The organism is Xenorhabdus stockiae (assembly GCF_002632825.1).
Classification (GTDB): Bacteria; Pseudomonadota; Gammaproteobacteria; order Enterobacterales; family Enterobacteriaceae; genus Xenorhabdus; species Xenorhabdus stockiae.
Genome location: NZ_NJAJ01000004.1, coordinates 39111 through 52640, shown reverse-complemented (window position 1 = coordinate 52640; position 13530 = coordinate 39111). Strand labels below are relative to the sequence as shown.

The following is a 13530-nucleotide window of genomic DNA, read 5'->3' as shown; positions in this document are numbered from 1 at the left end:
TTCGCTCATGTCGCATAATCCTACTGCTACTCTCGGTACTGTTCAGGCAAGTGCCAGCAATCGTGTTCAACTGAGAAGAACACTGACCTTATTTCAGGTAGTCATGATGGGCCTTGCTTATATGCAGCCGATGACTATTTTTGACACCTTCGGTATTGTTTCCAAATTGACGGATGGGCATGTTGCAACATCTTATGCTATTGCGTTGATTGCTATTTTATTTACAGCTTTGAGCTATGGGAAACTGGTAAAAAGATTCCCGTCAGCAGGTTCTGCCTACACTTACGTACAAAAATCAATGAATCCCCATCTTGGGTTTATGGTAGGTTGGTCATCTTTGTTGGATTATCTGCTTATGCCGATGATCAACATCCTGCTGGCAAAAATTTACCTTCAGGCTATTTTCCCCGGCATTGATCCGTGGGTTTTCGTAGTGGGTCTGGCGGTGTTAATGACCGTTTTCAACCTGAGTGGTATTAATGTTGTTGCCAATCTTAACGGTCTTATCGTTGTAGTACAGATTGCTGTTATGGTGGTGTTCGTCGGTTTGTTAATGCACGGCATACATAACGGTGAAGGTGCAGGCACATTATGGAGTGCCCGACCATTTACATCAGAAGAAGCACAATTAATTCCAATGATTACAGGAGCAACGATACTCTGCTTCTCATTCCTTGGTTTTGATGGCATTACGTCTTTGTCTGAAGAAACGCCTAACGCGGGCAAGGTGATCCCAAAAGCGATTTTCCTGACTGCATTAATCGGTGGTGTTATCTTTATTGCGGTATCTTATTTCCTACAGCTCTATTTCCCTGATGTATCCCGGTTTCAAAACCCGGATGAATCTCAGCCAGAAATTATGCTGTTTGTCGCTGGGGCATTATTCCAGGCTATTATCCTGGTATTCTCCTGCGTCACGGTAATGGCTTCCGGTATGGCTGCGCATGCAGGTGTGGCTCGGTTGCTCTATGTGATGGGACGTGATGGTGTACTGCCAGAGAAAGTTTTTGCTTATGTCCATCCCAAATGGCGTACACCTTCAATCAACGTTATTCTGGTCGGAATTGTTGCACTTTCAAGCGGATTTTTAGACTTAGTCACGGCAACAGCGCTGATCAATTTTGGAGCATTGGTGGCATTTACTTTCGTGAATTTGTCGGTAATTGCTCAATTCTATGTTCGTGAACGCCGTAACTCGACGTTGAAAGATACTATCAATTTCCTGCTTCTGCCTCTGTTTGGTGCAGGAACAGTGGGTGTACTGTGGATGAATCTGGAAGCCAGCTCTATGGAGTTAGGTTTGATTTGGGGGGGAGTCGGTCTGCTTTATATGTTCTTCCTGACCCGTAGTTTCCGTCAACCTATGCCACAATTCAGTGAGCCTGTATAAGATACACTGCTATATAACTCTTCCGAAACAGCACCCGTCAGGTGCTGTTTTTTTGTATATAGAAAACCCCCTGCTAGGCAGGGGGTTCCGTAGAGCTTTCAGCGATGAGGCAGCTATAAAAACCCCTTTTGATTTGTTAAAACACCTTGCGGTCTGGCAACTGCAAAAGTCAATCAAGAAATCGAAAGGGGGTCCCACCATGAGGGATGAGAAAAGCTTAGCGCATACCCGATGGAACTGTAAATATCACATTGTCTTTGCCCCAAAATACCGAAGGCAGGTGTTCTACGGAGAAAAACGTAGAGCGATAGGAAGTATATTAAGAAAACTCTGTGAATGGAAAAACGTGAACATACTGGAGGCAGAATGTTGTGCGGACCACATCCACATGCTTTTGGAAATTCCGCCCAAGATGAGCGTGTCGAGTTTTATGGGGTATCTGAAGGGTAAAAGTAGTCTGATGCTTTATGAACAATTTGGAGATCTAAAATTCAAATATCGGAACCGAGAGTTTTGGTGTAGAGGGTATTACGTTGATACAGTTGGGAAAAATACAGTAAGGATACAGGAATATATAAAGCACCAACTGGAAGTGGACAAATTGGGAGAGCAGTTATCGATTCCATACCCAGGTAGCCCGTTTACGGGCCGTAAGTAATCACTAGAATGCAAATGTCAGATTGCGATGCGCCTGTTAGGGCGCGGCAGGTAAGAGAGCCTTATAGGCGCATATGAAAAACCCCCGGCTATGCCGGGGGATACTTATTTATGGATAATAAATTAAAAAGTCACAATAATAGATTGAGCTTCATCCTTTGCTAATTTCGTCACCAATATATCCATCTGGCTCTGTATAAGGTAAGAAAACCATTATGAATGATGCTAATACCCCACAAAATCAGCAACTCATAGCAACTCTTACTCACATTGTGGGTAGTGCTCATATTCTCACCGAGCCACAGAAAACAGAGCGTTATCGCACAGGCTTTCGCTCTGGGCAGGGAAGTGCTCTTGCTGTTGTCTCTCCCGGCTCATTACTGGAGCAATGGAAAATTTTCAAGGCATGTGTAGATGCAGACAAAATTGTTTTAATGCAGGCGGCGAATACAGGGCTAACCGAAGGTTCTACTCCCAATGGTGATGATTATGATCGCGATATTATCATTATCAGCACACTGAGGATGGATAAGATACAGTTTCTTGAATCTGCCAATCAAGTTGTTGCTTTTCCGGGCAGTACATTATGGCATTTAGAAAAAGTGCTAAAACCTCTGGCGCGTGAACCGCATTCAGTCATTGGTTCCTCCTGCATTGGCGCATCGGTTATAGGGGGAATTTGTAATAATTCTGGTGGCTCTCTGGTGCAGCGTGGCCCTGCTTATACAGAAATGGCTTTATATGGGCGAGTGAATGAGAAAGGCGAAGCTGAACTTATTAATCACTTAGGCATAGCTCTGGGTGACTCACCGGAAGATATTCTGACCTGTCTGGAAGAGCGGCGCTATCGTGCGGAAGATATTCAACAAAATGGCAGAGTGGCTTCTGATCATGAATATGCTCATCGTGTACGTGATATTGAGGCGGATACTCCATCGCGCTTTAATGCTGATGAGCGCAGATTATTTGAGACTTCCGGGTGTGCCGGGAAACTCGTTGTTTTTGCCGTGCGATTAGATACCTTTCCGGCAGAGACTCTTAATCAGGTATTCTATATCGGTACTAATCAGCCAGAAGTTTTGACCGAATTACGCAGACATATTTTATCGAATTTTAAACACTTGCCGGTTGCTGGTGAGTATATACATCGGGATATTTTTGATATTGCTGAAGTTTATGGTAAAGACACTTTTGTGATGATTGATAAACTCGGTACAGATAAAATGCCGATGTTTTTCAGTATAAAAGGACGGCTGGATGCCATATTCGGAAAAATTCCTTTTTTGCCTCCCCATTTAATAGATCGCGTAATGCAGTGGTTAAGTGGTTTACTGCCTTCACATTTACCAACGCGACTTAAAACTTATCGTGATCGTTATGAACACCACTTGATGCTGAAAATGTCTGGTGAAGGAATAAAAGAAGCCAGTGAATGGTTGGGAAATTATTTCAAACAGGCTGACGGAGATTATTTTTCTTGTACGCCGGAAGAAGGAGCTAAAGCGTTTTTACATCGCTTTGCGGCAGCAGGAGCAGCAATCCGATATCAGGCAGTACACAGTGACGAAGTGGAGGATATCCTGGCGTTAGATATTGCTCTGCGGCGTAATGATCAGGAGTGGTTTGAGCATCTGCCACCAGAAATTAGTGAAGCACTGGTTCATCGTTTATATTATGGGCACTTTATGTGTCATGTATTTCATCAGGACTATATTGTCAAAAAAGGTAAGGATATTAAGGCACTAAAAGAGAAAATGCTGGAAATCCTAAATCAGAGAGGAGCCGAATATCCTGCTGAACATAATGTTGGTCATCTGTATAAAGCTAAACCCCAACTTAAGCAGTTTTATCAAATGAATGATCCTACTAACAGTTTGAATCCGGGTATTGGTAAAACATCTAAATTAAAAAATTGGGGGGAGATGCGGGGAGAAGAATGTCCTGATAAATGTTCTGTTCACCAACATGGTCAGAATAATGGATAATGGGCGGATAAAGACAGAAAAAGACAAAATTTTGTCTTTTTCTGTACTGATTTAAATTTACTCAGCCAGTTGAACTGCATAGTCTATTAATGCTTTTAACTGACGGCACTTTTCTTCATCAGATTGATGTTCAATAAAGAGCCGCTCAATAGTTGCAAAATATTGAGTGATATTTTCCTGAGTGAATATTTCCCGGCGATGCTGTAACCAACGCTGCTGTTCACCATAATCCAATGTTGCCGGATAATTTCTGGCACGATAACGGAACAGGAGATCTTTAACACGAGAGTCCTGAAATGTTAAATCCAGCGCAGGCAGATTTTGAGGTGTGGTTTCACGAATAATTTCCATTGCGGTTTTATCGGCATCGCTGAAGAAGCCACTATATAGTTTGGCATCAACATTATCGGATTCAGGAAATTCTTCTGGTTGGGAAAATAATTCGACTATTTTTTCACGGATTTGTGGGTTGTTACGTAAGATAGTCAGGTTTTGTGCGCACTGATTACGATCCAGCCCAACTCGCTCCGCATCCTGTGGGCGCAGAGTATTTTCAGGCGCAATGATCGGACATTTATTGATGTGCACTAGTTTGATGGGAACAGGAGACTGATCCGGCTGCAATTTATCCCGGCGGGTATACAGGCGCTCACGTAATTCATTGGCATCCAGCTCCAATAAAGGCGAAATATCTCCAGCCAAATCGCACATAATAACAGCATTTCTGTTTGTCGGGTGCCATGCTAAAGGTGCTATCAGGCTAATATTGCTGCGTAAAGATCCGAACATGCCTGATACATGCACCAGAGGCTTCATTTGTGGAATATCAATCTGGTTGCTGACTTTCTGCTTATTTCTTAGCTGGAAAAAATAATCAAACAATTTAGGTTGAGCTGTTTTAACCAGTTTTGCCATAGCAATAGTCGCGTAAACGTCTGACATAGCATCGTGCGCATGAACATGCTCGATTCCATTCGCTTTTGTCAGTTGTTCCAGTTTGAAACTGGGTAGCCCGTCATCATTTTCCGGCCAGATAATGCCTTCCGGACGCAGGGCATAGCAGGCGCGTAACACATCAAGTAGATCCCAGCGAGAATTACCTTTTTGCCAGCTGTAGGCGTAAGGGTCATAAAAATTGCGATAAAAAATATTGCGGCTGACTTCATCATCAAAACGGATATTATTATATCCGAGGATGCAGGTATTGGGTTTGCTGAATTCAGTATGGATCAGGCGTGTAAACTCTGCCTCATTCACACCTTTTTTCAGAGCCAGCTGGGGAGTAATTCCTGTGATCATGACAGCTTCAGGCTCAGGCAGATAATCATCAGCCGGAGCGCAGTACACCACTAGAGGTTCTTCAATGATATTAAAATCACTATCAGTCCGAACTCCCGCAAACTGTGCAGGGCGATCTAAGGCAGGATGTATGCCAAAGGTTTCATAATCATGAAAGTAAAAAGTGGGGTTTTTATCGTTACTCAAGGCAATTCTGCATCTGTTGTCTATTGGTTGGAAGATATGGTAAACCATATCTGAAACAATCTGAATACTCGAATCATATGGAGAATGAAAGTAATGATAGAAGTTACCGAAGTGCTTCCAATGGCGCAGGAATATATCATGCTGCGTGAACGGGCAGGGTTATCGGCGAAATCCATTGAAGCAGCAGAAAAAGGATTACCCAATTCATTGTTTTCTATTTGTTTACGTGATGAAGATAAATTGATCGGTATGGGAAGAGTTATTGGTGATGGGGCCTGCTTCTTTGAAATAGTAGATATTATGATTGACCCTGACTATCAGAGCAAAGGGTTAGGGAAGACAGTAATGAATCGGATTGATGCCTGGCTGGAAACTCAGGCTTTGCCGGACTCTTATGTTTCTTTGATTGCCGATAAACCCGAATTTTATGAAAGAATGGGGTATGAACTGACATCGCCGCAAGTACAAGGAATGTATCGTCGGTTAAAGTAGGTGAAATAAATTAAAAAATATTTAAATATCATCGAAACTAGCTTGTTTATATATTGCCTGAGATTGTATTGTGTAATCAGCATAAAAAATTATCATTCTGATTAAGTAAAGGTGTGAAAAATGGACAACGCGAATAAACCAACATTCCATAATGTCTTAGAGTTTGTACGTATCTTCCGTCGAAAAAATAAATTACAGCGTGAGATTGTAGACAACGAGAAAAAGGTCCGTGACAACCAAAAACGTGTATTGTTGCTGGATAATCTCAGTGATTACATTAAACCGGGAATGTCAGTTGAAGATATTCAGGGAATAATTGCCCATATGCGCAGTGACTATGAAGAACGGGTTGATGAATATATCATCAAAAATGCTGAATTATCCAAAGAACGCCGGGAATTATCTAAAAAGCTCAAAGCAATGGATGGCGGAGTAAAATAAGATATTTGCTAACCACGCCATCAGGCGTGGTTACTTTATCAGTTCCAGTTAGGCTTTAATTCAGGGTCAACCAGAGCATAAATCTGAGAGTAAGTCTCTTTATCTTCAGTCATTTGATTTAATTGCTGAGCAACATCTTTGCGGCTTACCATACCGTGAACTTCTCCTTGATAACGCTGACAATGACCTGTGCCAGCCTGATCAGTCAGCCCTCCCGGACGAATAATAGTGAAATCTAATCTACTGGTTTGCAGATAGCTTTCTGCCAGCGATTTAAGTCTGACAGACTGGCCGAATAATGATTTGGCACGTGGTGATAAAGTATGCCAGCTATCTCCACATCCGATGGATGTAACCAAAAGCATTCGTGAAATCTGAGCCTTTTCCAGTGCATCTATAATGGCCATATTACCAAGGTGGTCTGAATTACCGCCCCCAATAGTTGAAAAAACAATCGGGTTTTCTCCGGCATGCTCAATCACTTTTTCTATGCTTCTGCTGTCACAGGCATCACCCTGTATTACGTTTACGCCTATTGAACTCAGTATTGCTGCCTGCTCTTCATTACGGATTAGTGCGGTAACAGGACGATTTTGTTCTAGTGCGATATTAACCAAATGGCGTCCGATACCTTTACCGGCACCAAAAATTAACCAGGGCCTCACAGATGTGACTTCACTCATAATAATTCACCGTTTTAAATGATAATTATCTGAGTTTATTGGAATTAAGGAGCAAAGGAAATGAGACAGACTGGCTTTTGTGAAATGTTTGTGGAGTGAGAGAGAAAAATGGCTCCTGAGTGCAGGAGCCATTTGATTTTTATAAGAAATTACAATATGTAATTACTCAAATATTTGTGGTTTTGACATCCCGGATGTTGCGACACTTGTTGCAGAGTGACCACCCGCACCACCTTTCCCTTTAAATGGATGAGCAGGGCGCTCCCATTCACTAATAATGACTGGCTGTGCAGCCATATCCGGTGCCGGAGCCTTAGTCATTGGGGAGTAAGAGTGATGATTTTTTGCCACGATAACCTGAGACTCAGTAGCTTTTGTCTCTTTCGCTTTAACTTCTGCTGTCTGAGAGCATACTTCCGTTGCGACAGTCGGCTGTTCTTCATGATTTTCCTGTTCAGCGATAGAGTCCACAATGATAGGTTCTACTACGTGAGCAACTTTTTCCTCAGAATCATATTGCATTGTGTTAGGTGCAGTTTCAGCCTGATTTGAAACCTCATGGCTGACAACAGACTTGGTAGCTTCTTGAACAGGCTCATCAGTCTGCCCAGAAACTGACTCAACAACTGATTCTGTAGATTGGGTCACTGATTCAGGTGTCGCATCTTCATAAGCAACTGCGGTTTGTTCTGTAGCTTTAGCTTCTGCAAAAATAGGTGCTGGTTCAGCAGATTTTGCAGCAACAGGTACTGGCATAATTTCAACAGCTTGTTCCGATGCAGCTTCTTCAATTACAGAAAATTCTGGCTCAGAAGTCGTGGCCACTGGTGTGACCGGGTAACGAACCCAGACTTTACCGGATGCTAACTCAGGTGAGGCTACCGCAACTGCCAGAGGTACCGGTGACTGAGTCAGATTGCGCTCATCGCGATAACGACGACGGCGTTGCCCACTGACACGCAAATGACGTGGCGAACGGCGGGAACGACGTGGCATGATATTATCTTGCTGTTCGCTATTTTGCTGAGAACCGTTTTGTTGTGAGCCAGGCACAGCAGCGTTTTGTTCAGCAGTATCCTGAGCAATAGATTCATTTGCCGCGATAGGTTGAGTTGTTGCTTCAGTTTCTGTATTGATAACAGCTGGAACAGAAGCTTTTTTCTCTTTTTCCGCGATTACAGGTGCAGAATCAGATGTAACTACCGGCAGTGCCGTAATAGTTGTTTCTTCTTTCACGCTATCTGTAATACGAATCTTTTGCTCAAGCTGGCGACGCTGGCGCCGTGGCATAACAGGTTGACGTTCCTCAATTTCTTCTTCCGGAACTTCAGGTTTAATTGCCTGTTGAGCCTTACTTTCCAACTGTTGCTGGCGTTTCTCTTCCTGACGGCGACGTTGGCGCTCTGCACGTTGCTCGCGACGCTGTTGCTGCTGAGCCTCACGCGCTTCATTATCTACCGCAGTATTATCCTGAACGTTATTTTTCGCCTGAGTATTACGACCTTTACGCTGTTCATCACGCTCGCGATTGTTACGATTTTCATTCTCGTTACGCTCACGACGTTGGTTTTGGCGGCGTGGATTACGGCGATCTGATGAACGACGACCATCATTGCCAGAAGGTCTCTTGGCTTTTTCCTGAGGCTGCTTCTCTTCTTCACCACTGAATACTTTTTTCAGGGCATTTAAGAAGCGACTGAATAGGCCAGGTTTTTCTGCTTTTTGATGACTATTTGCTTTGGCTGCGATTTTTTTCTCTTTTGCTTTTGCTGCGGCAGGAGCTGGCGCTTCAGCAGGCAAATCAAAAGTGGAAATAGCGGGTTGTTCAGGACGTTTGCGTTCATGCTGTACATCTTCCTGAATATTTGCCATTTCTGTTTCATGAACCTGTGGCAACTGATAGCTTAGGGCCGAGATTTCTTCGCCTTTACGAACTCGTAAAACGGAGAAATGCGGTGTCTGCATTTGATCGTTTGGCACGATAACAATACCAACGCCACCCTGACGGTGTTCAATCGCACTGACAGCTTTACGTTTTTCATTCAACAGATAGGAAGCAATCTGTACAGGAACAATAGCATGAACCTGATGAGTATTTTCTTTCAGGGCTTCTTCTTCTATCAGGCGAAGAATGGACAGAGAAAGTGACTCATTATCACGAATGGTTCCTGTGCCGCTACAACGAGGGCAAACATGGTGGCTGGATTCACCCAGAGATGGGCTTAAACGCTGGCGTGACATTTCCAGTAAGCCAAAACGGGAAATGCGGCCAATCTGAATACGGGCGCGATCCTGACGTACTGCATCACGCAGGCGGTTTTCAACCTCGCGCTGATGACGTACTGGTGTCATATCGATAAAGTCGATAACAATCAGACCACCAAGGTCACGCAGGCGTAATTGACGGGCAATTTCATCTGCTGCTTCCAGATTCGTATTAAAGGCAGTTTCTTCAATATCGCCGCCACGGGTTGCACGGGATGAGTTGATATCAATTGCAGTCAGGGCTTCAGTAGTATCAATGACAACTGAGCCACCGGAAGGCAATCTTACTTCGCGCTGGAAAGCAGATTCAATCTGCGATTCTATCTGGTAGTGGCTGAACAGCGGGACTTCACCGCTATACAGTTTAATTTTGCTGGCAAAATCAGGACGACCGAGGGCAGTAATGTGCTGGCGTGCTAAATCAAGAATCTTCGGATTATCGATGAGAATCTCACCAATATCGGGACGCAGGTAATCACGAAAAGCGCGTACAATAACGTTACTTTCCTGATGAATTAAAAAAGGAGCCGGATGGCTGTTGGCCGCTTTTTTGATAGCTTCCCAGTGTTTCAGACGAAAATTCAGATCCCCCTGGAGGGCTTCTGCGGATTTGCCGACACCAGCGGTACGAACGATAAGCCCCATACCTTCGGGTACATCAAGGGATGAGAGAGCTTCTTTTAATTCGATACGATCATCACCTTCGATACGGCGTGAAATACCGCCAGCTCGTGGATTATTCGGCATCAGAACCAGATAACTACCTGCCAGACTGATAAAGGTCGTCAAAGCAGCACCTTTATTGCCTCGTTCTTCTTTATCTACCTGAACGATGACTTCCTGACCTTCTTTAAGGATATCCTTAATGTTAGGACGGCCATGGGCATGGTAATTATTTGGGAAATATTCACGTGCAATTTCTTTTATAGGCAGGAAGCCATGTCGCTCTGCACCATAATCAACAAATGCGGCTTCAAGGCTGGGTTCAATCCGTGTAATTTTACCTTTATAGATATTGGCCTTTTTTTGCTCGTGTCCAGGACTCTCAATATCCAGATCATAAAGACGTTGCCCGTCAACAAGGGCAACACGCAACTCTTCCTGCTGGGTTGCGTTGATTAACATTCTTTTCATTCTAACTTACTCATTATTTTTTACATTAGTATAGAGCTATGAGTAAAAAGAGGAGCATTTACTGGAAACCGATGGCCTCGTGTCTTTTACAAAACCGTCAGCCTCACGGCTATCGGTTGTATAGAGGCGCCTAAATGTCGGCGAGCCTGAATTTCATTTCTTTCATTGGAAGAAACGCAGCGCTCTTTGTTGGGAGATACTGTAATAAATTAGTACAGGTTTTACCCAATCCAGTAAGTAGCAACTCACAGCCCATAAATTGTTTGATTAAACATTACGTCTTACGCCATTGCTGCGTTTTTGTTCAAACAAACAGATAACAAACAATTTCAATCTGCCATTCATAGTTTAGTAAATCGTGGCCGGAAAGCATTATTCCATTGCTATTGGGGTGATAGCAAGGTGACTTTATCTCTTTAAGAGTTTTTTATCATGAAATAGTGATAAGTTGTTAATCTTTAGCCTTTATTCTAAGGCAATTTAATAATAAAGAATAAAAATATGGATATTATTTATACATGATTTAAAAATGAGTGGCACTCTGTTTGCGGGATAATTAAAATTGCGCCCATGAAAACAAATAATCAAGTTGTACAGTTTGTCACTATTGATGACGATGAGGCCGGCCAGAGAATTGATAATTTTTTGCTGGCTCGATTAAAAGGTGTACCTAAAAGCATGATCTACCGGATCTTGCGTAAAGGTGAAGTTAGAGTCAATAAAGGAAGAATCAAGCCTGAATATAAATTGACAGCAAACGATGTTGTCAGAATTCCGCCTGTCAGAGTGGCGGAAAAACAGGAGGTTCCTGTTTCTGCCAAGTTGGGTAAAGTTGCCGCGTTGGCAGAATGTATTCTTTATGAAGATGATTATATATTGGTCATTAATAAGCCTTCAGGAACAGCTGTGCATGGTGGGAGCGGGTTAAGTTTCGGTGTTATTGAAGGATTACGGGCATTACGTCCCGAAGCTCGCTTTCTTGAGCTGGTACACCGTCTTGACCGTGATACTTCCGGGGTTTTGCTGGTTGCGAAAAAACGTTCTGCTCTACGTTCATTGCATGAACAATTACGCCTTAAGCAAATGCAGAAAGATTATCTAGCTTTGGTGCGTGGGCAGTGGCAATCTCACTGCAAAGTCGTACAGGCACCTTTGTTAAAGAATCTTCTGCAAAGTGGTGAAAGAGTCGTGAAGGTCAGCAGCGAAGGTAAACCTTCTGAAACGCGTTTTAAGGTGGAAGAACGTTACGCGTTTGCTACATTAGTGCGGGCCAGTCCTGTAACCGGGCGTACCCATCAAATCCGTGTTCATACTCTGTATGCGGGGCACCCGATAGCATTTGATGATCGTTATGGTGACAAAGCGTTTGACGGGCAGCTTGCAGAAACAGGGATCAACCGGCTGTTTCTGCATGCCAGTTCACTGAAGTTTACGCATCCATCAACCGGTGAAACGATGCGTTTCGAAGCACCAATGGATGCGGCATTACGACAATGCTTAAAAAAATTGCGACAAATGTAATGCAATAATCATTTGTTTAATAATGTGCCGTCAGGGGGTTTACCCCTTGACGGGTAAGCATTTCAGTCAGTGTGATTAATGGCAGACCAACTAATGTATTGGGGTCTTTGCCATCTAGCTTTTCAAATAATGTGATCCCTAAGCCTTCACTTTTAAAACTGCCGGCACAATTAAACGGTTGTTCTTTTTCCAAGTAGCCGATGATTTCAGTATCAGTAAGCTCTCTAAAATGGACATGAAATAGTTCACAGCGAGTATCAGTACTTCCGGTTTTGCTATTGAATAATGTAATACCGGTATAAAAAGTGACACACTGACCACTGGATCTTTTTAACTGTGCGAAAGCATTCTCAAAATTATGCGGCTTTCCTGTTAATTCTCCATTTAAAATACAAACCTGATCTGAACCTATAATAAGATGGCTGGAATAATCCTGTTGTAATGCTGTAGCCTTTTCTTGTGAAAGCCGCATCACTAATTGTTCAGGATTTTCATTCTCCTGTGGGCTTTCATCAATATTTGGTGCTGCACAGGTAAAAGGCAGGCCAATTTTTTCCAGTAATAAGCGGCGATATATCGAAGTTGATGATAAAACAATCGGAAGCATCATTTTTCCATAAAATACGTAGAGAAATATTTGCAGGCATTTTAAACTATGCACCGCTTATTAAGCGAATATTTGGTGGAAAGGTGCAGATGTGTGGCCTTTTTCTTTGACTATATCCCGTTACAAAGATAATATGCGCGCCTTATGCAGAAGGTAAAATTACCCCTGACCATTGATGCACTTCGTGCAGCCCAGAAAAGATTAGACTACACTGGCAGTTATTCTGCTGAACAGGTGTCTCGTCTTATAGAATCAGTGGTCAGTGTGGATAGTGATGTAGATAACTCATTATCATTTCAGATTGATAATCAGCGTCTGGCAGTTGTAAAAGGGCATTCAGATGTGGATGTTACGCTTGCCTGTCAGCGTTGTGGTGGTAAATTCAGTCATCATGTTCACACAACGTATTGTTTTAGCCCGGTCGTCAATGATGAGCGGGCCGAAGCATTACCGGAAGAGTATGAGCCAATTGAGGTTAATGAATTTGGCGAAATAGATTTACTGGCAATGATAGAAGATGAAATAATTCTTTCTCTGCCGGTAGTTCCGGTACATGATTCTGAACACTGTGAAGTGTCCGACGCGGATATGGTGTTTGGTGTACTGCCTCCTGAAGCAGAAAAACCAAACCCATTTGCCGTATTAGCCAGTTTAAAGAAAAGTACTTAAGGAGTAAGGTCGATGGCCGTACAACAGAATAAACCAACTCGTTCTAAACGTGGTATGCGTCGCTCTCATGACGCACTGACTGCAACAAAAGTCTCTGTAGACAAAACTTCTGGTGAAACTCACCTGCGTCACCATGTGACTGCTGATGGCTACTACCGTGGCCGCAAGGTAATCAACAAGTAATTCAGCTAGTTATTAGCA

12 protein-coding genes are annotated in these 13530 nt (G+C 43.1%); 8 read left to right on the top strand and 4 right to left on the bottom strand.

The window, feature by feature from the left end:
- Nucleotides 1–7 precede the first annotated feature (7 nt).
- From Xsto_RS02410 to dld, 3 genes are all read left to right on the top strand, one after another.
- Nucleotides 8–1390, top strand: coding sequence for an APC family permease (locus Xsto_RS02410; protein WP_099110969.1), 1383 nt, complete (start codon nucleotides 8–10; stop codon nucleotides 1388–1390).
- A gap of 199 nt (nucleotides 1391–1589) precedes the next feature.
- Nucleotides 1590–2048, top strand: coding sequence for an IS200/IS605 family transposase (gene tnpA / locus Xsto_RS02400; RefSeq protein ID WP_099123675.1), 459 nt, complete (start codon nucleotides 1590–1592; stop codon nucleotides 2046–2048).
- 214 nt (nucleotides 2049–2262) lie between these two features.
- Nucleotides 2263–4032: a D-lactate dehydrogenase gene (gene dld, locus Xsto_RS02395; RefSeq protein ID WP_099123991.1), complete on the top strand. Its 1770-nt coding sequence runs from the start codon at nucleotides 2263–2265 to the stop codon at nucleotides 4030–4032.
- A gap of 57 nt (nucleotides 4033–4089) precedes the next feature.
- Here the strand turns inward: dld and sbcB are convergent, their stop codons facing one another.
- Nucleotides 4090–5517 carry an exodeoxyribonuclease I gene (sbcB, locus tag Xsto_RS02390; protein WP_244590327.1) on the bottom strand — a complete coding sequence of 476 codons (1428 nt, stop codon included), beginning with the start codon at nucleotides 5515–5517 and terminating at the stop codon, nucleotides 4090–4092.
- A gap of 93 nt (nucleotides 5518–5610) precedes the next feature.
- Here sbcB and Xsto_RS02385 point away from each other — a divergent pair, with 93 nt between their 5' ends.
- Both Xsto_RS02385 and tmaR read left to right on the top strand, forming a co-directional pair.
- On the top strand, nucleotides 5611–6009 hold the full coding sequence (locus Xsto_RS02385; RefSeq protein WP_099123989.1) for a GNAT family N-acetyltransferase: 399 nt from the start codon (nucleotides 5611–5613) through the stop codon (nucleotides 6007–6009).
- A gap of 120 nt (nucleotides 6010–6129) precedes the next feature.
- Nucleotides 6130–6450 (top strand): PTS system regulator TmaR, encoded by a 321-nt coding sequence (tmaR, locus tag Xsto_RS02380; RefSeq protein ID WP_012989266.1) that lies wholly within the window; start codon nucleotides 6130–6132, stop codon nucleotides 6448–6450.
- A gap of 38 nt (nucleotides 6451–6488) precedes the next feature.
- Here tmaR and Xsto_RS02375 read toward each other — a convergent pair whose 3' ends face one another.
- Complete coding sequence (locus Xsto_RS02375) at nucleotides 6489–7115, bottom strand: SDR family oxidoreductase (RefSeq protein WP_099110994.1); 627 nt, start codon at nucleotides 7113–7115, stop codon at nucleotides 6489–6491.
- Between the two features lie 180 nt (nucleotides 7116–7295).
- On the bottom strand, nucleotides 7296–10532 hold the full coding sequence (gene rne, locus Xsto_RS02370) for a ribonuclease E (protein WP_099123988.1): 3237 nt from the start codon (nucleotides 10530–10532) through the stop codon (nucleotides 7296–7298).
- Nucleotides 10533–11102: 570 nt separating this feature from the next.
- Between rne and rluC the strand changes: the two genes are divergently transcribed.
- Entirely contained in the window at nucleotides 11103–12053 is a 951-nt protein-coding gene (gene rluC, locus Xsto_RS02365; protein ID WP_099110964.1) for a 23S rRNA pseudouridine(955/2504/2580) synthase RluC, read from the top strand.
- 16 nt (nucleotides 12054–12069) lie between these two features.
- On the opposite strand, the gene Xsto_RS02360 is transcribed toward rluC, so the two are convergent.
- Entirely contained in the window at nucleotides 12070–12660 is a 591-nt protein-coding gene (locus Xsto_RS02360) for a Maf family protein (RefSeq protein ID WP_099123987.1), read from the bottom strand.
- A 144-nt stretch (nucleotides 12661–12804) separates the two neighbouring features.
- Between Xsto_RS02360 and yceD the strand changes: the two genes are divergently transcribed.
- Both yceD and rpmF read left to right on the top strand, forming a co-directional pair.
- Complete coding sequence (gene yceD, locus Xsto_RS02355) at nucleotides 12805–13329, top strand: 23S rRNA accumulation protein YceD (protein ID WP_099110962.1); 525 nt, start codon at nucleotides 12805–12807, stop codon at nucleotides 13327–13329.
- Nucleotides 13330–13341: 12 nt separating this feature from the next.
- Entirely contained in the window at nucleotides 13342–13512 is a 171-nt protein-coding gene (gene rpmF, locus Xsto_RS02350) for a 50S ribosomal protein L32 (protein ID WP_099110961.1), read from the top strand.
- Nucleotides 13513–13530: the final 18 nt, after the last annotated feature.